This window comes from Embleya sp. NPDC020630 (genome assembly GCF_044334985.1).
In the GTDB taxonomy this organism is placed as follows: domain Bacteria; phylum Actinomycetota; class Actinomycetes; order Streptomycetales; family Streptomycetaceae; genus Embleya.
This window is the reverse complement of sequence record NZ_JBIRUB010000001.1, coordinates 867,424-894,233: the sequence shown is the minus strand read 5'-3', so window position 1 is coordinate 894,233 and position 26,810 is coordinate 867,424. Positions and strand designations below refer to the sequence as shown.

Genomic DNA, 26,810 nt, shown 5'->3' with positions numbered 1-26,810 from the left:
GAACACACGTGCTCGCCCCGGCGACCGCCCGCGACGTGACCGCCCCTGCCGCCTATTCCGATCCGTGGCGTTCGTCATCGTGACAAGGGGCACGGCGGATTCCGCACTCCTCGTATTGTCCGACGACCGGAATGTTCCGTAGGCTCCGCACGCCGAGCCATATCGGCACTCCAACTACATAGTTCGAAACCCAGGGGAAGCCGGTCGAAATCCGGCGCTGACCCGCAACCGTAGGCGGTGGCCGCGAGGCCGCCGCGAGTCGGAATACCTGGGTGCGTACGAATTTTTTCGGCTCCAGCTGTCGTGGACTACACGCTGAAGCCCGGACCGCCCGACCGGCGTCGTGTCGTGGGCGAGCCCCGGGACGCGTCGGTCCCGGAAGGGTTCCACCGATGTCCTGGCTCACTGTGCGAAAGACCGGCGCGGTCGCGGTCTGCGGCGCGATCCTGGTAGCGGCCTCCCCTGTCTTCTCCGCGTCGGCCGACGCCGCGAACCCGTATGCCACGCAGGCCGCCTCGGCGGCGAAGTGGCAGGCCGGGGAGCTGGTCGACGGGGGGATACCCGGGTTCTCCGGTTCGGACTGGGGCCTGACCATCGACACCGTCATGGCGCTGGCGGCCACCCGTTCGGAGCCCGCGGCGCTCAAGGCCGCGACCGACGCCGTGGCGGCCAACATCCGCAAGTACAACAGCGCCGAGGAGTGGGGCATGCCCGGCTCGCGGATCGCCGGCGCGACCGCGAAGGTGTTGTTCGCCTCGGTCGTGGCCGGCCGCGACCCGGCCGCGTTCGGCGGGCTGGACATGCGGGCGGAGACCCTCGATCTGGTCGCCGGCGCGGACGCGGGCGACGACGTCGGTCGGGTCCGGGACAAGCTCACCGGCAGCCCGGACTCCGGCAACGCCTTCGGGCAGTCGCTCGCCGTCCTTGGCCTGGCCCGCAGCGGCGGAGTGCCGCAGAGTGCGGTGGACTTCCTGATCAAGCAGCAGTGCCCCAGCGGCGGCTTCCGACTGTTCCCGGGCCAACTGGGCAGCACCGGGCCGGTCTGCCAGGACACCCCGACCACCGTCCTCGACCCGGACTCCACCGGGATGGCCGTGCAGGCACTGCTGTCCGCGGCGGCGGAGAGCGGGTCGACCGGCGCTGCGGCGGCCGCGAAGAAGGGTGCGGACTGGCTGAAGTCGCGGCAGCAAGCGGACGGTTCGTTCGGGGGTTCGGGTCCCACGGCGGCCTCGAACACCAACAGCACCGGCCTGGCCGGGCAGGCCCTGTACGCGGCCGGCTACTCGACAGAGGCGGACAAGGCCGCCGCGTGGGTGGCCAAGCACCAGATCACCACGGACAACGCCGGGGCCGCGACCAAGGACGTCGGCACCATCGCCTACAACGAGGAGGCGCTGACCTCGGCTCGGGCGGAGGGTATCCCCGACTTCCAGCGCGACCAGTGGCGCCGCGCGACCCCGCAGGCCCTGCTCGTGCTCGCGGGCGTCCCGCTCGGCAACCTGGGCAAGGCGCCGACCGAACCGACCGGGACCGCCACGAGCACTCCCGCGCCGACCCGTTCCGACACTCCCGCGCCCACCGGCTCGGCCACCCACACCGAGTCCGCGAGCCCATCGACGTCGGCAACGCCCACCACCTCGCTCACCCAGACCGCGAGCGCGTCGATCTCCGCGTCTTCGTCCGCGTCCGCGACGAACACGAACCAGGCCGGCACAGGCGGCTCCGTATCCGGCGGCGGAAGCACCTCCGGCGGTGGCGGCACCGCGAATGGGGGCGGTGGCAGTCTCGCCCGCACCGGTGCGGAGATCGGCGGCCTGGTGCTGCTCGCGGTCGGCCTGGTCGGCACCGGCTTCGCCGTCCGCGCGGGTGCGCGCCGCAAGAACGGACAGCACACGTGAGGCGCCTCGGCCGCAGAGGCCGAATGGCCCGCCTGGTCGCCGCCCTGGCCCTGTTCGCCCTGCCCGCCACCGCCCAGCTCACCGTCGCCGCACCGACCGCACGCGCGGTCGACACCTCCAAGGGCACGCCCGGATACTGCCCGGACGGCAACGGCGTGACGGTCGTGATCGACTTCCAGGAGCTGGGCGGCACGACCATCGTGCGCTGCGCACGAGGCGATCAGGCCACCGGGCACGCCGCGCTCAAGAACGCCGGCATCGAGATCGCCGGCGTTGCCCGCTGGGGCGAGTCCTTCATCTGCCGGATCGAGGGCAAGCCGGGAGCCAACTCCGAGGCATGCATCGACACGCCGCCGGCGAGCGCCTACTGGTCGTACTGGCACTCCCCCAACGGCGGTTCGTGGACGTACAGCCAGTGGGGCGTGATGAACCGCAAACCGCCGCCGGGCAGCTTCGAGGGCTGGTCGTTCTCCAAGAACAAGACCGAGACCACCAACCCCTCGCCGCGCGTGGCCCCGTCACGCCCGACCACGCCCGCCACCCAGGACCCGCCGCCCAGGACGAACAACCCGCAACCGCCGGCCGGCAACGGAGGCAACTCCGGCAACGGCACGACGTCGGCGGGATCGGGAGGCAAACCGGCCGGAACCGCAGGCGACACCGCCTCGACCGGGTCCGGCTCGAACGGGGTCGGCGGGACCGCCGCCTCGGGTATCGACCCCCTGGCCCCCGGGCCCGGCGTCTCCGGCAATCCGATGGAGTCCGCACCCCCGCCGGCTGCTCCGGCGAGCGAGGTGGCCTCCACCGCCCCGACCGAGTCCGCGGCGCCCGAGCCCGCCTCGGCCGCGCCGTCCGTGCAACCCTCCGGCGTCACCCCGCAGGGCCAGACCTGGACCGGCGGCGAGGAGTTGGCCACGAAGAAGCGGGACGGCATCCCGACCACGACCATCGTCGGCATCGCCCTGCTCGTTGCCATCTGTGCGGCAGCCGGGTTCACCACGTGGCGCCGCCGGACGCGCGCCGACGGATCGGGATGAACGTGCCCCACCCGAAACCGTCGCCGACCGCCGCGGCATTCCGCCGCGGCGGCGGCCGGCTGCCCCGCACCGTGCACCCCGGTGCGTGGTGGTTGTGGGCCCTGGGGCTGGCCACCGCCGCCAGCCGAACCACCAACCCGCTGCTGCTCGCGTTGCTCCTGGCGGTGGCCGGGTTCGTCGTCGCCAACCGGCGCGGCGACGCCCCGTGGGCCCTGGCGTTTCGGATGTACCTGTTCCTTGGGTTGTTCATCATCGTGATGCGGGTGCTGTTCCGGATCGTCTTCGGCGCGGGCGCGGCGAGCGGGCATGTGCTCGTCGACCTGCCGGAGATCCCGCTGCCCGCGTGGGCGGCGGGTATCCACCTGTTCGGACCGGTGGCGCTCGAACACGTCCTGGGCGGGTTCTACGACGGGTTGCGGCTGGCCACGATGATCGTGTGCCTGGGTGCGGCGAACGCGCTGGCCAGTCCCAAGCGCATGCTCAAGGCGGTGCCGGCGGCGCTGTACGAGGTGGGCGCGGCGGTGGTCGTCGCGCTGTCGGTCGCGCCGCAGTTGGTCGAGAGCGTACAGCGCGTGCGCAGGGCCCGCCGACTGCGCGGCGGGGCGCACAAGGGCATGCGGGCGTTGCGGTCGATCGCGATCCCGGTCCTTCAGGACGCGCTGGATCGTTCACTGGCTCTGGCTGCCGCGATGGACTCGCGCGGATATGGCCGCAATCGGCATCTACCACGCGCGATCCGACTGTTGACCGGCGTGCTGACCCTCGTCGGGCTGATCGGCGTATGCGTCGGCGTCTACGCGCTCCTCGACGGAAGCACACCCCGCTACTTGGGCGCCACCATGCTGCCCGGCGGCCTCTTGATCGCCGGCATCGGCTTCGTACTGACCGGCCGGCGGATCAACCGGAGCATCTATCTCCCCGACCGCTGGCGCCCGGCCGAATTCGCGGTCGCCGGCTGTGGTCTGGGCACCGGCGCGCTGCTCTACCTGACCAGCCGGATCGACGCGGGCAACCTGTACCCGTCGCTGAGCCCGCTCGCCTGGCCCGAACTGGCCCCGCTCCCGGTACTCGCGCTGCTCGTCGGCGTGCTGCCCGCGTGGCTGGCGCCGCCGCCTCCGCTCACCACACCCCGCATCGGCGACACCGTGCCCGCACCCGATACGTCGGCCGTCGCGCCGAAGGCGGGTCCGGCCGGTACCGGTACCACCATCAGGGAGAAGTCCGTCCGGTGATCGAATTCCGCGACGTCACCATCACCTATGCCGACGCACCGGCACCCGCCCTGCGCGACGTGCAATTGACCATCCCCGAAGGGGAGTTGTGTCTGGTCGTCGGCCGCACCGGGGCGGGCAAGTCCACCCTGCTCGGAGCGATCAACGGCCTGGTCCCGCACTTCACGGGCGGCACGTTGCGCGGCAGCGTGCGCGTCGACGGCATCGAAACCCGGACACAGCCACCGCGCGAGTTCGCACACCTGGTGGGCGTGGTCGGTCAGGACCCGCTCGCGGGCTTCGTCACCGACACCGTGGAGGAAGAACTCGCTTACGGAATGGAGCAGTTGGCCATCCCCTCGGCGGTGATGCGCAAACGTGTCGAGGAAACCCTCGACCTGCTCGGCATCGCCGAGTTGCGCCATCGCCCGCTGCGCACGCTCTCCGGCGGCCAGCAGCAGCGGGTCGCGATCGGCTCGGTGTTGACCGCGCACCCCCGTGTACTGGTCCTGGACGAGCCGACCTCGGCACTCGACCCGACCGCCGCCGAGGACGTCCTGGCCGCGATCACCCGGCTCGTGCACGACCTCGGGATCACCGCGATCGTCGCCGAACACCGCGTGGAACGGGTCGTGCAGTACGCCGACCGGCTCGTCCACCTGCCCGGCGACCGCACCGTGCGCGACGGGGCGCCCGCCGAAATCCTGGAGACCTGCGACATCGCCCCGCCCGTGGTCGAACTCGGGCGGCTCGCCGGCTGGTCGCCGCTGCCGCTGTCGGTCCGCGACGCCCGCCGGCTGGCGGCACCGCTGCGGGCGCGGTTGGCGGACTGTACCCCGCCCGGACCACGATCGGCCCACTCCTCGGCCGACCCGCTGCTGACCGCGCGGCGCATCATCGTGCGCTACGGCGACGTGATCGCCGTACGCGGCCTCGACCTGGAGTTGCCGGCCGGCCAGGTCACCGCCCTGATGGGCCGCAACGGCTCCGGCAAATCCTCGCTGCTGTGGGCCCTCCAAGGCTCCGGTCCCCGCCAGGGCGGCACCGTGGACGTGGCGGGGACCGATCCGGGCCGGGCCGAGCCGAAGCGGGCTCGCGCGCTGGTCGGTCTGGTCCCGCAGACTCCCGGCGACCTGCTCTACCTGGAGACCGTGGACGCCGAATGCGCCGAGGCGGACCGGGAATCCGGCGCCGAAGCCGGCGCGTGCCGGGCGCTGCTCGATCGCATCGCGCCGGGGATCGACGGCACCCTGCACCCGCGCGACGTCTCCGAGGGGCAGCGCCTCGCCCTGGTACTCGCCATCCAGCTGGTCGCCGCGCCACGGGTGGTGCTGCTGGACGAACCGACGCGCGGCCTCGACTACCACGCGAAGCGGCGATTCGTCCGGGTGGTGCGCGAACTCGCCGACGCCGGGCGGGCGATCGTACTGGCCACACACGACGTCGAATTCGTCGCCCAGGTCGCCGACCGCGTGGTGGTGATGGCCGAAGGCGACATCGTTGCCGACGGTCCGACCGCCGAAGTCGTCGTCTCCTCGCCCGCGTTCGCACCCCAGGTGGCCAAGATCCTGGCGCCGGCCGAATGGCTGACCGTCACCGACGTCGGCAACTCCCTTGCGAATACGGACATCAGCGACCGGGAGTCCGCCTCCGAGAGCGGCTTCCCGACCGCACGCGACGTTCGCGCATCCGCCGCAGACAGGGAGCCCACCGGATGACGACCGTCACCGACACGCGCAAACGCGTCAACGCGATTCGCATCACCACGCGTACCGCGATCGTGCTCGCCATCGCCTCGATCGCGGGCCTGGCCATGTTCCTGTGGCCGCTGTTCGCCTCCCCCTCCCCCGAATCGGCGGCGCACTCGGGCGACGCGCCGCTGATCTTCGCCGTCACGCTGCCGTTCGTGGTCGCGGTGGTGCTGGCCGAACTCACCAGTGGCGGGCTCGACTCCAAGGCGCTGGCCATGCTCGGCGTGCTCTCCGCGATCAACGCGGCACTGCGTCCGCTGGGCGCCGGCACCGCCGGGATCGAGACGGTGTTCTTCATGCTCGTCCTGGCCGGGCGAGTGTTCGGCCCTGGATTCGGGTTCGTACTCGGCTGCACCTCACTGTTCGCATCCGCCCTGCTGACCGCCGGCGTCGGCCCGTGGTTGCCGTTTCAGATGCTGGCCTCGGCCTGGGTCGGACTCGGCGCGGGGCTGCTGCCCCGACGCGTCCGGGGGCGGCGCGAGATCGTCATGCTCGCCTGCTACGGCGTCTTCGCCGCCTACGCGTTCGGGTTCCTCATGAACATGTGGTTCTGGCCGTTCCTCGCCGACTCCGAATCCATGGTCGGCCCGGCCTTCGTCCCCGGCGACGGCATCCTCGACAACCTGCGCCGATTCTTCGTGTTCACCGTGCTCACCTCGACCTTCGGATGGGACACCGGCCGCGCCATCACCAACTGCGCCGCGATCGTCCTCGTCGGCCCGGCGGTACTGGCCGCCCTGCGGCGCGCATCCCGCAAGGCCGCGTTCGAGGCACCGATCGTGTTCGAACCCGCCCCGGCCGACAACGGCCTTACGCAGGTCGCTACCGCGACCACCATCAAGCGGAAGAAGCCCGCTCCATAGCTGCGTTCCGTAGGTGGCCCCCACCGCTTCTGCCTTGCGCCCGCCGCCCGGGCGCGAGCTGCTCATGAACCTGTGGAGCACCTCGTAAGGCAACGTGTCTCGACGATCGGCGTGGAACCCCGCGATGCGCGTCCGGCCTGGGCGCGTCGGATGTGCGTTGTGTGTCGGCGACGCCGGCCGACAGGGAGATGGTCGGGGTCGACCGGCGGGGCAAGTGCCCGCGCAGGGTCGCACAGGAGCGCATGGGGAAAGCTCCTCGGAGCCTTCGGCCGGCGCCGAAGCCGCGGGATCCGGTCACCGCGACCGTAGCCTTGCCACCCGGCCGCGGCGGCGGCCGGGTGGCAAGTCCGGGAACGCAATTCGGTTGGCTCCCGGGCGAGTCGTTCGTGCCGCCACGCCCGTCGAGGACCGGTGGGATATCGCCGGCGGAACGGTGGCGGCGCGATGTCAGCGGTTGCGGCCGGGACTCCACGGCACGTCGCCGCGCCCGCCGTCGTTGGCCAACCGCGCGAGAATGAACAGCAGGTCCGACAAACGGTTCAGATAGCGGACGCACACCGGGTTCACCGTCGCCGCCTCGCCGCCGGACAACTCCGTGTCCGTGTCGACCAGCGCCCACGCCGAGCGTTCCGCCCGGCGTGCGGCCGTCCGCGCCGTGTGCAGGAGCGCCGCACCGGGTGTACCGCCCGGCAGTACGAACGACCGCAAGGGCTGGAGCCGTTCGTTGAACGTGTCGCACAGGCGCTCGAGGCGCGATACGTCCTCGTCTCGGACCCGCAGGCGTTCGTCTCCGTCGCGGATCGGAGCGCACAGGTCCGCGCCCACGTCGAACAGGTCGTGCTGGATGCCTTCCAGGACGTTCCGCAACTCCGCGTCCAGGCAGCCCAGCGCGAGCGCCACGCCGATGGCGGCGTTGGTCTCGTCGGTGTCGGCATAGGCGACGATCCGAGGATCGGTCTTACGGACACGGGAGTTGTCGCCCAACGCGGTCGTGCCCGCGTCGCCCGTGCGAGTGTAGATACGGCTCAGCACCACAGACACGGCGAACCACCGGCCTCTCTCGGGGAAATCCGCCCCGGTTGTGTCGAGGTGGCGACGACGTGAGTCTCCTGGCTCTCGGATCAACACTTCCCCCGGCCTTCCAACCCCGAAGCGGGGCCGTGGCCTTGACGGGAGTCGCTCCCCGATCACAGTGGCGGGACCGCACCGGAATCACACCGGTTTCCTCGGCTTCGCCGTCGCACAGCAGGCCACAGCATGACACGCGGCCCTCGCCGGAACCAGACCCGACCCGGAGCCTCATCCGCTTCGGACGCCGACCCGTTCGACATGCCCCGGTGTCGACCAACCTGTCGCGCGTACTGAGACCGTCGCACCCCAGGTCGGCGTGCAGGCAGGTACCGAAGCCCCAAGAAGGATTACCGGGTTCCGCGTCGTGCGCGTCTTGGCCCAGTGCCGGATCCACCCTTCATGTGCCGGCGATCTTGTTGGCCGGAAAGGGAGTTCCTTCCGGAGTGAGCGATCCGTAGAGTGCGGCATCTGCAGGTCTGAGCAGTCGACGTACCGATTCCGGGCGTCTTCATCTGTTCGATCGTCTTGTGCGACGACCCGCAGTAGCTCCGACGACGGGGGAAGTCCGGTGTGAATCCGGCGCTGACCCGCAGCGGTGATCCGTCCCTGCCGACGGCGAGCCCGAATGCCCGCCGCCGGAGTGTTCGTCTCCCATCCCCGTCGTGGTCCGCGGGACGGAGCCCCAGCGACGCGTGCGTCGGGACGGTGCCGCCGTCGGTGTGCCCGCTCGGCCGCCGGGTCTCCCGGGTCCGCCGTGCCATGGGCCCGGAAAGGCACTGTGATGACGCTCACCCGACCCGGACGCCGGATCGCCGCGCTGTTCGGCGGACTGGCCCTCGCCGGTACGGCCGCCCTGATCCCGTCCACCGCCGCGGCGGCACCGCCGACGACCGATACGACGCCCCCGGCAAACGTGTCCGTACTCTCCGGCAACCGCACCCAGGCCGCGGCGGGATGGTTGGCCCGGCAACTCGTCGACGGAGAACGCTTCGAGACCACCTTCGACGGAGTGACCTACCCCGACCAGGGCTTGACGATCGACGCGATCTTCGCATTCGCCGCCGCCGGGGTCGCCGACGGCAACGGGGCCAAGGCCACCACGTGGCTCGCCCGTCCGGAGATCCTGTCCGGGTACATCGGCGACGGCACCACCAACGCCTACGCCGGAGCCACCGCCAAAACCCTCCTCGCCGCCGAGGTACGCGGTGTCGACCCCACCTCGTTCGGCGGCGTGGACCTCCCGGCCCGGCTGCGCTCGTTGCAAAAGCCTTCCGGCCGCTTCACCGACACCTCGCCGTGGGGCGACTACAGCAACGCCTTCAGCCAGTCCCTCGCGCTCTTGGCGCTCGACCGCACTCCGGCCGGCGCCCCCGCCGCCGCGGTGGACTTCCTGGCAGACGCACACTGCGCCGACGGCGGATTCCCCCTCGACTACGGTCTGTCCACCTGCACCAGCGACGCCGACTCGACCGCGATGAGCGTGCAGGCGCTGGCCGCCACCGGGCGCCACCAGGAAGCGGCAGCCGGACTGAACTGGCTGGCCTCACATCAGCTTTCCGACGGCGGCTTCGGTACGGGGGGCGCCACCACCTCGAACGCCAACAGCACCGGCCTGGCCGCCCAGGCCCTGCTCTCGTCCTGGCGCGTGATACCGGGCCTGGCCGCCCGGCATTTCCTGACCGAACGTCAGGTCGGTTGCTCGGCATCCACGGCCACGCGAGGCGCGATCGCCTACGACGCCGGCGGGTACAACCCGGCCACCGCCACCAGGGCCACCGCTCAGGCGGTCCTCGGCCTGGCCGGCACCGGCTTCGCCGACCTGAGCAGTGCGGGCGCTCACCGGAACGCCCCCACACTGCACTGCCCCACCACACCCTGACCAGACGAGGCAGCGGCCACCGTCGACACGGTGGCCGCTGCCTCGACAGTGCGGGCGTCGGTCCCCGGGACCCCTCCTCCCGAGGCGGCGAGCATGTCGCGACAACAGCACCTATCCCACGGCCCTCTCACGGATTGGGGATCACGCGGCATCGACAATCCCCACGACACCCGGACAGGAAGGCGTCCAGCCCAAGGCTTCTGCACCAACGGGCACAACAAGAAAGCCCGTTCGAGCACTGGGGGTCAAGGGGTCGCAGATCCAAATCCTGTCGTCCCGACGGTGTTCAAGGGGCGCCGACCAAGGCAAAAGCCCAGGTCGGCGCCTCTTGCTGGTTCAGACCACCAGGCGGTTGGGAGAAGTGCGGCGAGGCGTCCATGGACAAGTTATGGACCAGACTCCCCCGGGACGGGCGTGAGATAGACGCCCAGGGCCTCTCCCGCGCTCGTGATCGAGCGCACATCCGGGTGCCGATATCGCTGAGTGGTAGTCAGCAAACCGTGCGCCGCGATCTTGCGCAGCACGTGCACCGGAACTCCCGCGTCGGCCATCCAAGTCAGCCCCGTGTGCCGCAATCCGTGCCGCAGCAGGTACTCGTACCCGAGCTTGGTGACGACCCCGTCCCAGTGCGTCGCGTCGCGGAGCACGGCGGTGGCGATCCGCCCGCCGCGCGGCCCGGTGAACAGGCGCGCCATCGGATCCGAGCCGACCGAATCGATCCTGCGGAGCACGAGCGGTCGGATCTCCGGGATGATCGGCACCTTCCGCCGCCGCTTGCCCTTGGTGCCCTTGTCCACGAGCCCGGCGGGCGAGGTGTGGTGGTCTGGCGGCAGAGGTTCCATATCCAGGTCTTGGTGTCGATGTCGCAGGCCCGCACGCCGGAGACCTCACCGATGCGAGCAGCGGTGCAGCCGGCGAACTGCGCCCCCACCGGCGGCACCACCCGACGCTTGGTCAAGCCGCCACCTGCGGATCCACCCGACGCCCCGCCGAGCACGCCTCCACATCGGCGGCGCTGTACACCGTCGTCCGCGCCGACAACGGCACGAACGGCGGTCCCTGCACCGGCCGCCCGGTCCGCCACCGCCGCAGGGTCGACGGATCAACGCCCAGCAGCTCGGCCACTTCCTCGGTGGAGTACCAGCCACCCTCCAACATCCCCACCCCGGCCATGTCCCGCTCCGCACTCACCGGCCCAACCCGCGTCCGATGCAGATGACGCACCATCACCACCCCTGTCAGTACATGTCGTTCCTTGTATCAGCCAGTTATCGATGCATGCTTTCGAGGCGCCCGCATCCGCACATCGCTCCGGCCAATCGCTCACGTCGTCGGCCGACGTGGACTTGTCGAGCCACATGAACTCTTGTCGCGATGCCCTACCGCATCTCCCTGCTCACGCCGCAACGCCGTGGACGCGGGCTCACGAGGCCCCTTGCAGGGTGACCCCCGTAACGGCGTTGCTACGTCGAGCCGTTCACGTTCCGGCCGTCTTCGTCGCGGAGTCGTCGTCGATGTGGGCGAGCCCGGCGGGAAGAACGGGCGGCTCCAAGCCCTGGTCGCGCACGCGCACACGCAGGTCACGCAGCGTCCGGATGTCCTCGAACGCAAGCCGCACCCCACGCTGCATCTCCAAGCCCAGCGCGGTGCACGCGTCCGCGGGCTGCTGGGCTACTCATCTTCCGCGCCTTGCGATGACGCCGCACCTCAGGCGGCGGTGCTCCTGCGGCGTGGGCCGCAGGAGCACCGGTAAACCGCCGGCTGTCAGTTGAGGGCGGCCCAGTTCTGGGTGGTGGTGCCGGCTGCGGGGTTGGTGGTGACCTTGGCGCCGACGGTGACGGAGGCGCTGTCGAGGGTGTATCCGGATGCCGGGTTGGTGATCGTCAGGGTGCCGCTGCCGTTCCGGGTGACCTGCCATTCCTGCCAGGCGTTGGAGGAATTGACGGCCCGTAGGACGGCCTGGTCGCCGGCGTTGTAGGGCGCGGTGAGCACGAGGTGGTCCGGGCAGCCGTCGATGAGCTTCGCCGTGCCGTTCGCCTCTGCCCGCAGCGTCCACTGCTGCCTGTTGCTTGCGGGGTCGTAGGTGGCGAGGGTGGCGGGGGCACTGCCGGAGGCACCGCACTGGCCTGTGCGTTCCATGGCCAGACCACCACCGTCGGTGAGGGCGTGGGTTCGGCCGTCGCCCACGATCGTGGGGCCGTAGTTGATGGCGTGGGCCGCCAGGTAGGTGAGCGCGCTGCCGGTGGTGGCGAGCGGGGGGGTTGGCGGTGGGCCGGCCGGTCGTGAAGTAGTCACCGAAGGTGGAGGGGGTGTGTGTGGTCAGCACACCGACGGTGCGGTCCAGCCGCCGTCGAGGTTGTTCCACAGGTCGAGCAGCGAGCCGTCCACGTTGCCTTGGACCTGGTCCCCGGTGTGCCGGCCGGTGGTGTAGGTGAAGTTCCGGCCGGCGCCGTTGGGCCATACGTAGCGGTAGTCGCCGAGGAGGTAGGCGGCGGCGGAGTCGGCGAAGCCCTCGGTCCAGGCGCAGCTGCCGGAGCCGGCCTTCTCGATGAAGTGCGGGTTGCAGTCGGTGATGTTCGGCCACCATCCGTCGTACAGGCGGTGCAGGAAGAAGTGGCCGGCCTCGTGCAGCACGGTGTGCTCGGAGTCGGGGTCGGTCGCGGAGAGATGGACGGTGTTGGCCAGGTCGTAGTACGGGCCGGAGTTCGAGTCGGCCGACCACGCGATGTCGAGTTCGGTGCAGGCGTTGTTGTTGGCTTCGTGAGCGGACCAGCAGTCGCTGGTGGGGTTGTTGCGTTTCGACCACAGGAGGTTGACGGTGTCGAAGGCGTGCCAGTCCCGGGCGGTCTGGGCGGACGCCTTGACGGTGCCGATCGAGGTGCCTGTGGAGACGTCGTGGAGGTTGGGCGAGTCCCAGGCGCAGGGATCACCGGCTCCGTTGCCGACCTTCCACAGCTTGCTGTTCTCGGTCTGGAACCGCACCCGGACGCTGCTCATCGAGCTGGTCGAGGTGGGGGTGTAGCAGAGGTTGTCGAAGCTGCCGTCGAGGCCCGTGTGCCGGTCTTCGGCGGTGAGCCGGTGCGGGTCGTCGGTGGACTTCTCGTTGCCCCACAGCTGGACGTTCGCGTTGCGGACAGGCTTGGTCATCGTGGGTTTGGCCGTGCCGGCTTCGGCCGAATCGCAGTCGTACTGGAAGGTGCCGCTCATGCAGATGGGGGACGCCGCCGCGGCGTCGGACGCCGTCAGCGGAACGGCGGCGGCTGCGAGCAGAGCGGCGAGCAGAGCGGTTCTGATGGCGGCGACACCGTGTGGCAGCCGAGTTCCGATGGCCAAGGGTTCCTCTCAAAGGCATGAAGCGAGGTTCTGTTGACGCCGGCTGCCACCGTGCGAGGGAGCCGAGCCGGCCCATCACGAACGCAACGAAACCCGGATGAACGGGTGACCATCCCAAGTCACCCTCCAACCACCGGGGTTACGATGCGCTGTCAGACTGTCACCGAACGTCTCGTCGGATTGCCCGTTTTGGGCAGATGTGATGATATTTCTGCCGACCGCGCGGACATAGATGCCACTTCCGCCCCCCGACGCCGCCGGACCCGACCATGTCGCGGAGAATGCCGGGGGTTTCGTCGGTCGGCGTACCGCTCTATCGCAAATGAAGCCGGTTCTCCTGGTAACGAATTCATACGTTGCCCCGGTGGAGGATGACCAGCCAGTCGAGGCGGCGTCGGAGGGCGGGCAGGGAGAGAACGCGGGCGGGGTTGGCGACGATGTGGATGTGGGCGTCGGCGGGGCGGTGGATTGTCGGGCCGGCTTGGCACACTGCCGCCATGGAACACGCGCTCTGGGACGCGCTGTCGCGTCCGAATCATGCCGGGATCCCGTATGTCGCCCTCCTCGTGGGCGACGAAGGCGAACCCGACAACACCCGGGTCCGTATCGGTGCCCCCGAGGCGGGTCCGTCCGTCACGCTCACACGGCTCAACGACTTCGTCGTCGCCGAGATCCGGGCCGGCGACGGCGTCCCGCTCACCGCGGACCAGGAACGGCTGCTGGCCGCAGCGGAGTGGCGACACGCGTCGAGTTCGGTCATGCCGGTCCGGGAACGTGTCTGGTCGCTGTCCTGGCGCTGGTACAGCGACGCCTCGGTGGTCGGCGCGCGCGGACGTGCGGTCGTCGAGGCCCTCCGCGACGTTCTCCGCCTGCCTCCGGAGGACGTGGTGGTTCGCGGCGCGGACGACGACGGCCCGACCGAGCTCTACTCCGTGAAGGACTTCGGCGATCGTCCGAGCGCCATCGGCCGGGCGCCGGAGTGCACCGAGTGGGACGATCTACAGCGTCGCCTCGACTGGGTACTGACCACGCTCGCCGTCGACTCGGCGGTCGTCATGGCCGGTCCGGGCCGCGAGGTCGTGCAGTTCATGACCGGCCCGCACGGGGGTTCCCTCTACACCAGCGTCATGGACCCCGAACTCGACGCCGCCAAGCTGCCCGACGCGTCGAACCCGGGCTCCGAACGAGCCCGGCGCATGTTCGCGAGTGGCTGGCGGCCGCAGGAGTGCGCGCCCGGAATCGCGGAGTGGACCCTCGGCGTACCGATCGTGCACTGGGGCGCCGGCACCGTCCCCGCCCAAGCCGTCGCCGCCGCACGCGCCCTGGGCATCCCCTCCCCGACCGCCCTGACCGTCCACGCGTTCCGCAACGGCCCTCACACCGACCCCGCGTACGTACCCACCGAACTCGGCCTACGCCAAGACGCGTCGTAACAGGGCACCCGCGACGCCACGCCGTGACCGGCAACGCGTATACCGCTCGACGCGACCGCCGGCCGGTCCCCGTGGGACGGGCACCGTATCCGGGCAACCTGGTGCAGTGGGGTCGGCGGCCCGGCGATCATCGTGCCGCGGGCGCGGCGGACGGGCCGTCCGTGTCCGCGGAGGAGCCGTCCGGAGCGGTTGCCCGTACGAAGGCGGCAATGTCCGGGACGGCCGGGGTACAGCCGTCGGAGGTGTCCACCGTGAGGGTGGGAATGTCGAGCGCGATCGGTACGAAGGACTCCAGGGAGTGCTCTCCGGCCGCGATCGCGTCGAGCAGGTCTCGGTCGCCGTGCGCGGCTCGGTGCGCGTTCTCCTCGACGCGCCGGACGATGCGTTCGTGCGCGATCGCGGCAGGCGTGACGCAGCGGATGACGCGGATGTGGGCGAGGTTCGCGAGCGGCTCCAGGTTCGGGCGCCACAGTCGGTCCTGGAAGGCGGCCTCGGCCACGGTCGTCACTCCGGCTTGGAGGAGCACCTTCAGTACGCCGAAGAACACGTCCAGCGTCGGGCGGTTGAGCGGGTCGTCACCGCCGCTCCGGTAGCCGGGGGTGGACATGACCAGGCCCTGCTTGATCTCGTCCCGGATGATCGCGGGGCACCCGAGTTCCCCGGCGAGGGCGTGGGCCAAGGTGGTCTTGCCGGTGCCTGGGCCGCCGCTCACGACGGCCAGCCTCGGTGAGGTCATCGCGGTCCTTTCCTCGGAGGTCGTAGTGGTCATCGGGGGTAGTGATGGCGCGCCGGCAGGGGCGCGCCCCCGATCGGCGTTCACCGGATCCCGGCCGATCGGGCGCGATGTCCCCTGCTCGGTGGGGCCGTTGCGCCTCGCTGCGTACGGAGCGGCTCTTCCGTGCGGCACGCCACGAACGCGGTCAGGCGCCGGCTTCCCTCCGGGCGACGGCGAAGACGCGGCGGAATGTGAAGACCGTGCCGTACGGTCGGACAGGGTATGCCTCGCCGAGGCGGGCGCGGTAGGAGGCGAGGAACTCGCCGACCGCTTCGGGGTCGTCCGCCAGCGCGTTCAGCACCGGACGCATGCCCGTTCCGTTGATCCAGCCCTGGAACGGATCCCCGCCTTGCAGAACGTGGGCGTAGCTGGTCTCCCAAGCGTTGACGGTGAATCCCAGAGCGGCGAGGTGGTCCACGTACTCGGCGGGGTCGTAGACCTCGAACATGTGCCGCGCCACCGCGCCGAGGCGGTCGCGCCAGCGCCGGCTCGTGCACAGTTCGCGGAACACGGCGTGGCTGGGTGAGCCGGCGTTGTCCGGGACTTGAAAGGCGAACACACCCCCCGGAGAAAGTGTCCGTGTCCAGCCGGCGAAGTGCTCGGGTTGGTTCGGTACCCATTGGATCGCGGCGTTCGAGATGACCAGGTCGAAGCGCTCGGCCGGGGACCAGGTGCCGATGTCGGCATGGACGAAGTCGATGTGTCCGCCACCCGCGGTCTCCCCGGCGTGTGCCGCCGCCTCGTCCAGCCCTTCGACGGAGTTGTCGAGTCCGGTGATGTGCGCGTCGGGCCAACGCTCTGCCAGCACGGCCGTCAGTCCGCCGCTTCCGCAGCCGAGGTCGACGATGCGCGCGGGGCTGGTGGGCAACTCCGGGACGTGGGCGAGCAGGTCGTGGAACGGGCGGGTTCGTGGGCCGGACCGACGCAGGTGCTGCTGCGGGTCCCAGGTGGTGGTGGCGTGCATGGTGCCTCCGGATCGGGGCCGGGCCCCGTGAACTCCACTCGGGTCGCGGCGAGTTCGGCGACCCGCCGGTCTCTGCGGCGAGGAGTACGGGACCAGATGGTCGTGTGGCCGGGACCAAGTGGTCGTGCGGCCGGGTCCAAAGCATGACGACTCGGACGAGGCCGGCAGAGCCGACCCACGCCGACCCAACCCGAGCCGAGCCGGCCCATCAAACCTCGTCGGTTTGTGCTGACTTGAGGGCATTCAACGCAGAATCGTACACCTACAGTGAGCATGATATCGCTCATTCATGATTATCCCGATTCACTCCACACGTTCCGCTACTGTGTAGTTGCTCGGCGTGGTGGCGCGGCCGGACGCGACGCGTCCGCGCCCGGTCCTCAGCCCCTTCGGCACCTCGCGAAGGAGGCGGCGTCTCGGCCGTGCAGCCCTCATGCCCGAACCACGAGTGCAACCCCTGCCGGCGGCACGGTCCCACGACGGATCGGCCGTCGTACCCGACGTACCCGAGGAGCCAAATGACCACCAGTACAAAGCCGTTCGACGGGCCGTCGGTCGGGCGGTATCGCAGCGACACCGTCGTGTTCCCCGCACACGGATACGACGAACGTGTCGACACGGACCTTCGTGTGCTGGTCGACTGGCTACAGGACGACGTCGGCCGGCCCCATCCGGACCTCAAACGCCCGGGCCCGCTGTGCCCGTTCGTGCCGGCCGCTCTGAACGCCGGCACCCTCCGCTTCGAGTTCCGCTACCAAGTCACCGGGGATGATCCGGGCGAACTTCGCGGCGTGCTCGCGGATCGGCTGCGACGCTTTCCTCCGCCTGCCGCCGGCGCGCAAAAAACGTCGCTCGAATGTCTCGTCGTGGCCCTGCCCGACCTCGCCCAGGAGAACTGGACCGCGCTGGACAAGGCGCACGCCGACCTCAAGGACCTGGCCGTGGATCACGGTCTGATGATCGGCCAGTTCCATCCGGACTGCGACGAACGCTCGGTGCGCAACCACGTGTTGCGTGCGTCCCGGTCCCCCGTCCCGTTGCTCGCCGCACGGCACATGGCGTCCCACGACATCCTCTTTCTGCACGACTGCCCGCGCTGGTTCGACGCCTACCACAAGCAGTTCTCGGCGCAGTTCGTGGACGGACGAGTCAATGACCCTTTGATGCTCGGCCTCTTCGCGGCCGCCAAGCGCCGGTACCGGCAACGGGAGGCGCCCTGATGCGCGCCGACGATGCCGAGAGCGCGGTGGCCGTGCGGGCTCTGCTGTACGGCCACCTGGTCTCGCGGGCCCTGTGCAGTGTCACCGGGCTGGGCCTTCCCGACCTGATGACGTCCGGTCCGCGGCCGGTCGCCGAACTCGCGGAACTCACCGGTGCCCATGAGCCGAGCCTGCGGCAGGTGATGATCGCGCTGACCGCCTTCGACGTTTTCGAGGAACTCCCCGACGGCCGCTTCGGACTCGCCCGCCTCGGTGCGGCCCTGAGTACCGACGCGCCCGGAAGCGCCCGGGCGAGCGCGCTGATGGCGGACCAGGTGACCGGCCGCGCCTGGCACGGAATCCCGCACACCGTACGCACCGGAATCCCCGCCTTCGAGAGCCGGTTCGGGGCCGAGTTCTTCGACTACCTGGAGAAGCGGCCCGGTCTGCGGGAATTGTTCGACCGTTCCCAAAGTGCCGACCTCGATCTGGAGATCGACGCCATCGAGCGCGCCCACGACTTCTCCGAGACGGGAATCCTGGTCGACGTCGGGGGCGGGAACGGCGAGCTGATGGCCCGTCTGCTGAGCGTCCATCCGCAACTCCGCGGCGTGCTCGTCGACCGCCCGGCCGCCGTCACCGAGGCCCGGACGCGGCTGGACCGGGCGGGGTTGGCCGAACGCACCGACGTCCGGGCAGGCGACTTCTTCGCCGCCGTCCCCTCGGGCGGCGATGTGTACCTGCTGCGGGAAATCCTGCACGACTGGGACGACGATCAGTGCGTCACCCTGCTGCGCGCCTGTCGTCGGGCCATGTCCTCGCACAGCCGCCTCGTCCTGATCGAACTCGCCAGGGACGGCGGCGCCGCGGACGCGGACGCGAAGATGGCCGCGCTCATGTCGCTGTACATGTTGTCCGTCCTCCCGGGAAGGGAACGCACCACGGACGAGTTCGAGGCGCTCCTCTCGGCTGCCGAACTGCGCCTCGACGCCGTCCACCACCTGACCGGTCAAAAAGTCCTCATCGAGGCGTCCCCGGCACGCTCCACCACCGTCGGCCCGTCGGTCGACCGGAAGCTGATGATCCCGAAGGACGTTGCGGAGCAGCCGTCATGCACGCGTTGACCCGGATGCGGTCCACGGCAGCGGACACGACGGCGGCGGCGCTCGGGAGCAGTCGCATCGCGGTCGTCGGCGCGGGGATCGCCGGCCTGGTGGCGGCCTACGAACTGGAGGCGCTGGGACACCCCGTGACGGTTCTGGAAGGCAGCGAGCGCATCGGCGGTCGGATCTACACGCACAGGTTCGGTACCGAGGCGGACGCTCCGCACGTCGAACTCGGCGCCATGCGCATCCCGTCCACCCACGAACTGACCATGCGCTATGTGGACAAGCTCGGTTTACGGTCCGCGCTGCGCCCGTTTTGCACCATGTTGAGCGACGAGAACAATTACCTGATCACCGGGCGTGGGTTCGTGCAGGTGAAGCATGCTTCGGGTGCCCTCCTGGCGGATCTGCGCCGCGACGTACCCACGATGTCCTGCAAGCCGGCCGCCATGCTGTTCGGGGCCTGGCTGGCGGCAGTCATCCGGGCGATCGGTCCGGCCAGGCTGCGCGACAACCTGGCGTCCGAACTGACCACGCTCCTCGGCCTCGCCGACCGCCTGGACCTGTCGCCCCATATCCACGGCGCGCAAGCCGACCGGATCGACCTCGGGGCCGTCTTTCGGGCACACCCCGAGTTGCGCACGGGATGCAGCCCATGGCTGCACGGATTCCTCGACGACCTCCTGCTGGAGACCGGCCCCGGACTGATGTACTTGGCCGGCGGCATGAGCCGACTCACCGACCGGCTCGTCGACCGCATCCGTGGGCCCGTCCTGCTGGGACGCGAAGTGGTCGCTCTGCACGCGCGCGACGACCACGTCCGTCTCGGGCTGCGGCACGGTCGGCTCGACCTGATGCACCGGTATCCGGCGGCGCTGTGCACACTGCCGTTCTCCGTGTTGCGCGACCTGCCTGTGTCCGGCCTGGACCGCGACAAGCGGAACGTGATCGAGAGCGTCACCTACGAGTCGGCGACGAAGATCGCGCTGCACTGCCGAGAGGCGTTCTGGGAACGGAGCGGAATCCGCGGCGGAGCGTCGGCGACCGGCGGACGCACCCGGCAGACGTACTACCCACCCCGGGAAGGCGATCCGGCCAAGGGAGCGGCCCTGCTGGCCTCGTACGCGATCGCCGAGGACGGCAACCTTCTCGGCCACTTCCCTCCGCAGGCGCGGCACGCCGCCGTCATCGACGAACTTTCCCTTCTGCACCCGGAATTGAAGGACTCCGACGCCGTGCTCGGCGCGGCCGGCATTGCCTGGGGCACCCACCGGTGGAGCAAGGGGTGCACCTCGCATCACTGGGGTTGGGGCGATGACGCCGACCGCCGCGCCCGGGAGATGCGGCGGGCCGCGCGTCCCCAGGGGCGGCTGTTCTTCGCGGGAGAGCACTGCTCGTCCACTCCGGCCTGGATCAACGGTGCCATCGAGTCCGCACTCGGCGCGGTGGCCGCCATCGACGCAGCGCTGCGGGAGTCCCGCTGAGCATCTTCGACGTACCTCGCCTGCACTTCGCCGGCACCGCGGTCACCCGCCTTCCCACCGGGCCGCGCAGCGGGCTGTACGACCTCGCCCGCAACCGCGCCGTAACCTCCCAAGGGGTGCCGTTCCCGCTGGATCGTCCGCCCCGGGAGTACCACGACCACCTCGACGGACTCGGCCGGCGCTACGAACCGGACGGCCGGATCACCGCGGACGGGCGGTTCGGCACGGTCAAGGGGTGGAACTTCGGCGCCAACGGCCACTTTTGGGTGGACGCCCGGGTCAGCGGCTGGGAACGCGCGCCGGGTGACGTGGACACCTCCGACCCGGTGGTCGGCCGACACGTCGACATGTGGGGCCATTACAACGACTACCTGGCGACCACGTTCAACCGCGCCCGCGTCTTCGACGTCGATCCGGCGTCCAACTGGACCACGACGGTGATGGTCGGCCGGTTCGGCTTCGGCCGACAGGACCGCTCGCACGAGGTCGGCTACATGGCCATGGGCGCGGTGACCGGCTTCCAACCCCCGCGCTGGCAGAACTCGCACCACATCCTCGACGTCGGCGACCACCCGCTGGCCGACCGGTTCCGCCGCTCGGTGGTCCACCAGTTCGCCGTCGACGGCGCCCTCGGCCTGGACTGGTTTCCGGAGGCGGAGGGCTCCGAGGCCGCACGGCTGCTCCGGACGCGCGTCACGGACGAGGGCGCGGCGGGTCTCGTCGTACGGTTCGCGCTCACCAACATGGCCACCCCGACGGTCCACGACGCACCGGACGTGTGGCAGGTGCGCGGCACCATCGCGCCGTGGCATCGCGAGGAGGAACGGACTTGCCCGGCCGGGCGGTTCCTCAGCGCTCGCCGTCCGCGCCGGAGCGGCGCACCGCCCCTGCTCCACAACGCCGCGGTGCGAGTGACCGCGGAATACACCACCTTCGACCTCGTCACGGCCATTCCCGTCACCGCCCGGAGTACCCGCCCGGGGCCCGGACCCCTCCACGAACTCGGTCCGCGCCTCGATGTCGGGGACCTGCAACTGCGCACGCGCGACTCGGGGCGACTGGTGGCCACCGTGCCGCGAGACGCCTATCTCGCGCACGCCGACCGCACCGGCGGCCTCGTCACGGTTCCCACGCACCACGATCCGAGCGCCTGCCCGGCGGGGGACGCCGGTCCCGACGAGCCGCTGGTCCTGGTGGGCGCGCCGCCTGGACACGAGCCCGGGGTGCTGCTGACCGAGGAGGAGACCGTGGTGCGGATCGACGATTCCGCCCTGTTCGTGGAACCGCCGGATCGAAGTTCCCGCGACGACGGTGCCGCCGAGGTCGACGTCCGCACCTACCACCTCGGGCGCCCGGCGCCGGCGAGAGTACACGTGACACAGTTCTTCAACCCACGCGCCCTGCCCGGCGATCCCTGGGCCGGCAACGGCGAACGCCGGTGCGGCGACGTGCGGATCGTGGACGTGCGTCCCGGCGGGACCCGGGCCGACGACGACACGTGGGACGAGTCCTGCACGCTGGAGACCGATGCCGAAGGGCGCGGACGGCTCGCCCTGCGGTGGGCGTCGGCGGGCAGCACCCGGCTGCTCGTGCTGCCGACCGGGGACGCGCCGCCCTGCGAACCCGCCGAGGCCGGGTCCGCCGCCCGCGCGTACGACAACGACGATCGCCTGGGGTATTGGCCGGCCGTGTGCGCCGTGGACGTTCGTGTGCTCCCCGACACCCGGCACCTCGACGACATCCCTCGGGACCGGGTCACGCCCCAGGTGCTCTACCGGGAGGTGTTCGCACCCTACGAACACCTGTACTCGTTCATGGGCGACGAGGTCTTCAGCCTGTCCGACGCATGCCGAGTGGCCTCGCACGCACGGCTCATCTGGCTGATGTGCGACCCCCGCCACAGGGACAAGACGTTCTACATGCCGCCCACCCGCGACATGACCGGACCGCAGGCGCGGCTCCTGCTGGCCCACCTGCGGCAGGAGGAGGCGAGCCGGCGGCCACCGCCTCGACTGGTTCCCCGCCGGGCTCGCAGCGGGGCCATCACCACGCGAGCCGGACTCCACGAGGCGCTCCGAGAGGCCGCGGCGGTCGAACTCGCCGTCATGATGCAGTACTTGTACGCCGCCTGGTCCATCCCCTTGCACGGCGCGGGTCGGGAGCTGGTGCGGCGCGGGGAATGGACCGAGGAGCAACTCCGCCTCGCGTGCGGGAAGGGCGCGGAGACCCTCGACAACGGCGTGCGAGGCGGTTTGATGAACGTCGCCCGGGAGGAAATGATGCACTTCCTGGTGATCAACAACATCATCACCGCCATGGGCATGGCCTTCCACTTGCCGCGGATCGACTTCGGGACGGTCAACAGCCGGCTGCGCCTACCCCTGGACCTGTGCCTGGAAGGGTTCGGACTGGGCAGCGTGCAGCGGTTCATCGCCCTCGAACGGCCGCACGGCTCCGGCCGGGACCTCGCGGAGGACCGACTGCCGCATCGCAACGAAGGACCGTCCTACTCCTACGAGTCGCTCAGCGATCTGTACGAGGCGATCCGCGAGGGCATCAAGACCGTGCCGGACCTCTTCCTCGTCGAACGGGGACGCGGCGGCGGGGAACACCACCTGTTCATGCGCGCTTCGGTCAACGCGGCCCACCCCGACTACCAGTTGGAGGTGGACGATGTCGCGAGCGCGCTGTTCGCCCTCGACTTCGTCACCGAACACGGCGAGGGCAACGTCCTCGACGGCGTCCGGCACGACGAGGAGTCACACTTCGCGACCTTCACCCGGATCTCGGACCTGCTCATGGCAGAGCACCAAAAACACGGCCACCCGCACGACGACGGCCGACCACGACCCCCATGGAGCCCCGCCTACCCGGTGCTCCGCAACCCCTCGCTGCACGCCGGGAACCCGGCATGCCGGCAGGTGACCGCCCCGGAGGCGCGCGCCGCACTGGTGGTGTTCAACCGCTGCTACTTCCTGATGAACCAGCTCATGGTTCAGCACTTCAGCGGTACACCGGACGCCGGCCTGCGCCGCTCGCCGCTCATGAACGCGGCGATCGACGTCATGGCGGGAATGATGAGGCCACTCGCCGAGCACTTGGTGACGCTTCCATCCGGCCGACCGGGGCATACCGCGGGCCCTTCCTTCGAACTGGAGGCGGAGCCGGAGTTCATCGCCAGACCGGATGTGGCGCTGCGGTCGATCAGCCGTACATTCGCCCATCTCGCCGACGCGGCGGCCCGGTTGCCCGGCCTTCCCGCACGGGTTCCGGAACTCATGTGCTCCTACGCCGACTACTTCCATGCGCCCGACCCGGCCGACCGGTGAGATCCACCCCTCGGTGCCGGCCGGGTCGACAAGCGCAGGAGGCTCAGCGGCGAACCGCGTGTAGGTACCAGGCCGGCCCGCTGACCCTGCCCTTGTTGTCGACGGGTGCCAGATCCCTGTCGATCGTCGCGCCCAACTGCCTGAACTCGTCGATCTGTTGATCGGTGAGGGAGTCCCGGACAAGGCTCGTGGACAGGGTCGTGGCACGGATCTCCCGGATGTCCCACAAGACGCCGACGGTGGTGCGCAAATTGGATTCGCTCACTCCCATGGGATGCCGGGCGGCGGGGGACGATCCCTCTGCCCAGCACACCAGATGCAGGTGTGCCTCCGGCTCGGTGACCCGGTGCAGCTCCGCGACGTACCGGTGTCTGTCGTCGTCGCCGAGGCAGTGGTACAGCGCGCTGTCCAGCACGGTGGCGAAGCGCCGCCCGTCCAGTCCGGTGAGACTGGTGGCGTCGGCTTGTACGAAGTCGACCCGGACCCCGGCGGCGGCGGCGCGTTTGCGGGCACTGTCGAGTGCGGTGGGCGAACAGTCGATCCCCGTCACCCGGAGGCCGCGACCCGCAAGCATGATCGCGTTGTCCCCCAGCCCGCAGCCGGCATCCAGAACCTCGTCCCGGAACTCGGCCTCCCGAACCAACTCGACGACTGCCGGCTGTGGTTCGCCCAGGTCCCATGGGATGACGGGGAAGGCCACCTCCCCATCCGGCGCGAGCGGCCCACCCCGGTAGACGGCGTCGAAATCGATCGTTTCCTTGTCAAGGACTGGAGTCGGCTCTTCTGGCACCGCGATCCCCTCTCGTTTTTTACTACTCACCGGCCGCGCAGCATTCCCGATCCGATGCGATGCGATCCGGGGCTGCTCGGTTCAGGACGAGCCGAACCGCAGCAGGACGATCGGCGGGCGCATCCGACGCACCAGCGGCAACCGGCCCGCGCGCGGCACGACATGCCGAAACACGAAACCGCGCCCGGGTGGCATCGGCAGGTCACGAACCTCGCTGATACCGGGGTGCGCCGTGCGCAACTTCTCGTGCTCGCCCGAGTCCATCGCCCAGTACATGGGCGGCTTCAAGCGGCTGCCCGGAGCGCGCTGTCCGGACCTGGCGCGATCCCGGACCCAACGAGGCACGGCATCGAAGACCATGCTTCCTCCAGGAAAGCGCGCCGCACAGGCCGCCAGCAACTCCCGTACCTCGGCGGGCCGCAGGTACATCAGCAACGCCTGCGCGGTGATCAACACCTCGGAGGATCCTGCTGCTTCGTCCAGCCAACGAGGGTCCCGGACGTCGCAGACCACGGTTCGCTGCCGCTCGGCGGACGGCAGGAACGTGTCGCGCAGGGCCGTCGGCTCCGCGAGGTCGACAGTGATCCAGCGCATGTGGCCGTTGTCCACCCGCCAGAACTGCGTTTCCAAACCCTCGCCGAGCGCGACCACAGTGCCGTTCGGATGCCGGTCCAGGAACTCCCGCACGGCCGCGTCGTAGCAACGAGCGCGCAGCGCCACGGTCTGTGCAAGCCAGGGCGAGACCACCCCGAACCGCTCCTGCCAGGGATAGTCGATGGAGCGCACCAGCTCGACCGCGAGCGGATCCGCCAGGACGGCGTCCGCGCGCTGGGCCTCGGTGGCACGGTGATAGAGGGCCCACAGGGCGGTCTCCGGAATCTCCGTCAGCTGTGCGGTGAAGCTATCCGTCATGCCGATTCCACCCTCGTCTGCGTCACAGCCCGTACGGCAACTGTCACACACAGTACCAAGGTGGTGATCCCTCGTGACACACGATCGCGGCCCGGCGCTCCGCGGGGGCACCTCACCGAAGTCGGCGTACGGGTGCCGGGGTTGTCGCCGGGGGCGGGCCCGGGTGGTGGCCCGGGCCCGCTTGGTGGCGGTGATCAGGGTTTGGCCGGGGACGCGCCGCTGGACGGCGCGTCGGTCTTGCCGCCCTGGTTCAGCATGCCGCCGAGGGCCCTCAGGTTGCCGCCGCCTCCAGTGCCGGCTGCGGGCCGCGGTCGCCAACTGCTGCGTCCGCGCGCTGATCCGCTGCGTGGCGTCCGCCGCGACCGACTTCAGGCCGGTGGACCGCGAAACCGCGGTCGCGAAACCGGTGTTCGACGACTCGCTCCAGGAACCGCCGCGACCCTGGTGCTCTCGCCGGGCGCAAGCGCGAGGCTGTGCAGCAGCCGGCCGAGCGTGACGCCCTGGGCCGACCAGCTCTGCTCCGTCGTGACGATCATGTCCTCGGCCGGACGGTCGTAGAACGGCAGGTTCTCCTCGCCGAGGTCGATCGCGCCGGTCAACTTCCGTGCCGGTTTGGCGCCGGGGATGTCGGTGAGCACCACCGAGCGGTAACGCACGATCTCCGAGGGGTAGTTGCCGGTGGTCGGAAGCAGGTCCGCGGGCGTCGGACCGTCGAGCATCGCCTTGTCCACTTGGACCCCCGGCGACGTACTTGCCGGGGTCGGCGTCGCCGGAAGGCAGGTGACGTACGACCCGGCGCCACCCAGGACGAACAGGCTCCCCGAGCGAGCGCACATCACAACGCCTTTTCGTCCGAATCGAAGACCGTCCCGACCCCGCCTCCCACTTGGCCGGGGTCGGCGCTACCCGCCTTCGGAAGCTCCGAATCCCTCACGGAAACCATCAGTACGTCGTCCGGCAGCGCAGTGATCACATCGCGGCCGAGAGCGGACCGGACTATCGGCGCAGGCCGCCTTCGTTCTGGCGAAGGGATATCGCCGAGGTGACCTCGTCGACGGCGGCGTGGTGCTCGCTGGATCCGGTGCGCGCGGCCAAGCGGGCTCAGGCCGTGGGGGCGGCTCTGTCGGTCCTGCTTGGAGGTGGCTTTGGGGCGTTTCACGCCGAGGGGCGAGAGGAGGGATGGACGGAGGCCCGGGTGACCTTGGGCGCTCTGGCGTGGAGCAGATTGCCTGTTCTTGGGGCGGCGCAAAATCTATCGTGTCTGGAGTAGACATCACGTGGTGGCGTGGCTATGGTTTCTCTCGTAGACCAGAGAGACCGAAGGGCCCGGAGGGAACGAACTGCCGGGCAGGAGTACAGGTTTTCGCAGTGTGCAGGACGGTTCGGCGGTGGAGTTCGGAAGCCACGGTTTGTGAATGACAGGGCGACGGGACTGACGGCCGGATCGGGCGGCTCGCAGCATCAGGGGCCGCCGCAGGCAGTGCAGTGGTCAACGCAGTGGCAGTACCGGCAAGTGCAAGTCGCAGCATCCGGCAGTGGAGTAGTTGAGCAGTGCCTCGGTGAAGGCGTCGGCTGCGGGCGCGCGCACCGGGAGGTTCGGCAGTGGGGTTCCAAGCCAAGGCAGGACGCAGGACGGGCGACGGGGCCGGCTGTCGAAGAGTGGCGCTGCGAGAGGCCACCGAAGGATCCCATCACCGGTAGTACGCAGTAGAGCAGGTCAAGCAGTCGATATTCGAGGGAAGAACGGAGGGGCCGAGCACCATCGGGATCGCCCG

22 protein-coding genes and 3 riboswitches are annotated in these 26,810 nt (G+C 70.2%); of the genes, 11 read left to right on the top strand and 11 right to left on the bottom strand.

Going from position 1 to position 26,810, the window contains the following annotated elements; translation table 11 throughout:
- The first annotated feature begins 159 nt into the window (after positions 1–159).
- Positions 160–291: riboswitch (cobalamin riboswitch) on the top strand.
- 101 nt (positions 292–392) lie between these two features.
- From ACH4XV_RS03585 to ACH4XV_RS03565, 5 genes are read left to right on the top strand one after another with little or no spacing between them, the layout of a single operon-like run.
- Positions 393–1,898 carry a prenyltransferase/squalene oxidase repeat-containing protein gene (locus ACH4XV_RS03585; protein ID WP_395786615.1) on the top strand — a complete coding sequence of 502 codons (1,506 nt, stop codon included), beginning with the start codon at positions 393–395 and terminating at the stop codon, positions 1,896–1,898.
- A complete protein-coding gene (locus ACH4XV_RS03580; RefSeq protein ID WP_395786614.1) occupies positions 1,895–2,935 on the top strand; it encodes a hypothetical protein in 1,041 nt (346 codons plus the stop codon). Before ACH4XV_RS03585 ends, ACH4XV_RS03580 begins: the two co-directional genes overlap by 4 nt.
- Positions 2,932–4,167 (top strand): CbiQ family ECF transporter T component, encoded by a 1,236-nt coding sequence (locus ACH4XV_RS03575; RefSeq protein ID WP_395786613.1) that lies wholly within the window; start codon positions 2,932–2,934, stop codon positions 4,165–4,167. Before ACH4XV_RS03580 ends, ACH4XV_RS03575 begins: the two co-directional genes overlap by 4 nt.
- Positions 4,164–5,864, top strand: coding sequence for an ABC transporter ATP-binding protein (locus tag ACH4XV_RS03570; RefSeq protein ID WP_395786612.1), 1,701 nt, complete (start codon positions 4,164–4,166; stop codon positions 5,862–5,864). Before ACH4XV_RS03575 ends, ACH4XV_RS03570 begins: the two co-directional genes overlap by 4 nt.
- Positions 5,861–6,760: an ECF transporter S component gene (locus tag ACH4XV_RS03565; protein ID WP_395786611.1), complete on the top strand. Its 900-nt coding sequence runs from the start codon at positions 5,861–5,863 to the stop codon at positions 6,758–6,760. Before ACH4XV_RS03570 ends, ACH4XV_RS03565 begins: the two co-directional genes overlap by 4 nt.
- Positions 6,761–7,207: 447 nt before the next feature.
- Here ACH4XV_RS03565 and ACH4XV_RS03560 read toward each other — a convergent pair whose 3' ends face one another.
- Positions 7,208–7,795 (bottom strand): cob(I)yrinic acid a,c-diamide adenosyltransferase, encoded by a 588-nt coding sequence (locus ACH4XV_RS03560; RefSeq protein ID WP_395787050.1) that lies wholly within the window; start codon positions 7,793–7,795, stop codon positions 7,208–7,210.
- Positions 7,796–7,841: 46 nt separating this feature from the next.
- Positions 7,842–8,023, bottom strand: a riboswitch (cobalamin riboswitch).
- A 324-nt stretch (positions 8,024–8,347) separates the two neighbouring features.
- Positions 8,348–8,483, top strand: a riboswitch (cobalamin riboswitch).
- Positions 8,484–8,612: 129 nt separating this feature from the next.
- On the opposite strand from ACH4XV_RS03560, the gene ACH4XV_RS03555 reads away from it, so the two are divergent.
- Complete coding sequence (locus ACH4XV_RS03555) at positions 8,613–9,710, top strand: peptidase (protein WP_395786610.1); 1,098 nt, start codon at positions 8,613–8,615, stop codon at positions 9,708–9,710.
- Positions 9,711–10,096: 386 nt separating this feature from the next.
- On the opposite strand, the gene ACH4XV_RS03550 is transcribed toward ACH4XV_RS03555, so the two are convergent.
- The 5 genes from ACH4XV_RS03550 to ACH4XV_RS03530 form a co-directional block, all read right to left on the bottom strand.
- Positions 10,097–10,552 carry a tyrosine-type recombinase/integrase gene (locus ACH4XV_RS03550; protein ID WP_395786609.1) on the bottom strand — a complete coding sequence of 152 codons (456 nt, stop codon included), beginning with the start codon at positions 10,550–10,552 and terminating at the stop codon, positions 10,097–10,099.
- A gap of 112 nt (positions 10,553–10,664) precedes the next feature.
- Entirely contained in the window at positions 10,665–10,901 is a 237-nt protein-coding gene (locus tag ACH4XV_RS03545; RefSeq protein WP_395786608.1) for a helix-turn-helix transcriptional regulator, read from the bottom strand.
- 286 nt (positions 10,902–11,187) lie between these two features.
- Positions 11,188–11,346, bottom strand: a complete 159-nt coding sequence (locus ACH4XV_RS03540; protein ID WP_395786607.1) for a hypothetical protein — start codon at positions 11,344–11,346, stop codon at positions 11,188–11,190.
- 128 nt (positions 11,347–11,474) lie between these two features.
- The gene (locus ACH4XV_RS03535; protein WP_395786606.1) at positions 11,475–12,005 is read right to left on the bottom strand and encodes an RICIN domain-containing protein; all 531 of its coding nucleotides are present in this window, start codon (positions 12,003–12,005) and stop codon (positions 11,475–11,477) included.
- A gap of 24 nt (positions 12,006–12,029) precedes the next feature.
- Positions 12,030–13,043, bottom strand: coding sequence for a hypothetical protein (locus tag ACH4XV_RS03530; protein ID WP_395786605.1), 1,014 nt, complete (start codon positions 13,041–13,043; stop codon positions 12,030–12,032).
- Between the two features lie 497 nt (positions 13,044–13,540).
- On the opposite strand from ACH4XV_RS03530, the gene ACH4XV_RS03525 reads away from it, so the two are divergent.
- On the top strand, positions 13,541–14,476 hold the full coding sequence (locus tag ACH4XV_RS03525; RefSeq protein WP_395786604.1) for a TY-Chap domain-containing protein: 936 nt from the start codon (positions 13,541–13,543) through the stop codon (positions 14,474–14,476).
- 127 nt (positions 14,477–14,603) lie between these two features.
- Here ACH4XV_RS03525 and ACH4XV_RS03520 read toward each other — a convergent pair whose 3' ends face one another.
- Together ACH4XV_RS03520 and ACH4XV_RS03515 are read right to left on the bottom strand one after the other, a co-directional pair.
- Positions 14,604–15,212, bottom strand: coding sequence for an AAA family ATPase (locus ACH4XV_RS03520; protein ID WP_395786603.1), 609 nt, complete (start codon positions 15,210–15,212; stop codon positions 14,604–14,606).
- Positions 15,213–15,396: 184 nt separating this feature from the next.
- Positions 15,397–16,215 carry a methyltransferase domain-containing protein gene (locus ACH4XV_RS03515; protein ID WP_395786602.1) on the bottom strand — a complete coding sequence of 273 codons (819 nt, stop codon included), beginning with the start codon at positions 16,213–16,215 and terminating at the stop codon, positions 15,397–15,399.
- 518 nt (positions 16,216–16,733) lie between these two features.
- Here ACH4XV_RS03515 and ACH4XV_RS03510 point away from each other — a divergent pair.
- The 4 genes from ACH4XV_RS03510 (at position 16,734) to ACH4XV_RS03495 (ending at position 23,333) form a co-directional block, all read left to right on the top strand.
- On the top strand, positions 16,734–17,435 hold the full coding sequence (locus ACH4XV_RS03510) for a DUF6875 domain-containing protein (RefSeq protein ID WP_395786601.1): 702 nt from the start codon (positions 16,734–16,736) through the stop codon (positions 17,433–17,435).
- Positions 17,435–18,538 carry a methyltransferase gene (locus ACH4XV_RS03505; RefSeq protein WP_395786600.1) on the top strand — a complete coding sequence of 368 codons (1,104 nt, stop codon included), beginning with the start codon at positions 17,435–17,437 and terminating at the stop codon, positions 18,536–18,538. Before ACH4XV_RS03510 ends, ACH4XV_RS03505 begins: the two co-directional genes overlap by 1 nt.
- The gene (locus ACH4XV_RS03500) at positions 18,526–20,004 is read left to right on the top strand and encodes a flavin monoamine oxidase family protein (RefSeq protein ID WP_395786599.1); all 1,479 of its coding nucleotides are present in this window, start codon (positions 18,526–18,528) and stop codon (positions 20,002–20,004) included. The genes ACH4XV_RS03505 and ACH4XV_RS03500 overlap by 13 nt, the downstream gene beginning before the upstream one ends.
- A gap of 116 nt (positions 20,005–20,120) precedes the next feature.
- Positions 20,121–23,333: a ferritin-like domain-containing protein gene (locus tag ACH4XV_RS03495; RefSeq protein WP_395786598.1), complete on the top strand. Its 3,213-nt coding sequence runs from the start codon at positions 20,121–20,123 to the stop codon at positions 23,331–23,333.
- 43 nt (positions 23,334–23,376) lie between these two features.
- Here the strand turns inward: ACH4XV_RS03495 and ACH4XV_RS03490 are convergent, their stop codons facing one another.
- From ACH4XV_RS03490 to ACH4XV_RS03480, 3 genes are all read right to left on the bottom strand, one after another.
- Entirely contained in the window at positions 23,377–24,033 is a 657-nt protein-coding gene (locus ACH4XV_RS03490; RefSeq protein WP_395786597.1) for a class I SAM-dependent methyltransferase, read from the bottom strand.
- Positions 24,034–24,204: 171 nt separating this feature from the next.
- The gene (locus ACH4XV_RS03485) at positions 24,205–25,035 is read right to left on the bottom strand and encodes a class I SAM-dependent methyltransferase (protein WP_395786596.1); all 831 of its coding nucleotides are present in this window, start codon (positions 25,033–25,035) and stop codon (positions 24,205–24,207) included.
- A 368-nt stretch (positions 25,036–25,403) separates the two neighbouring features.
- Positions 25,404–25,871: a hypothetical protein gene (locus ACH4XV_RS03480; RefSeq protein ID WP_395786595.1), complete on the bottom strand. Its 468-nt coding sequence runs from the start codon at positions 25,869–25,871 to the stop codon at positions 25,404–25,406.
- Positions 25,872–26,810 lie beyond the last annotated feature (939 nt).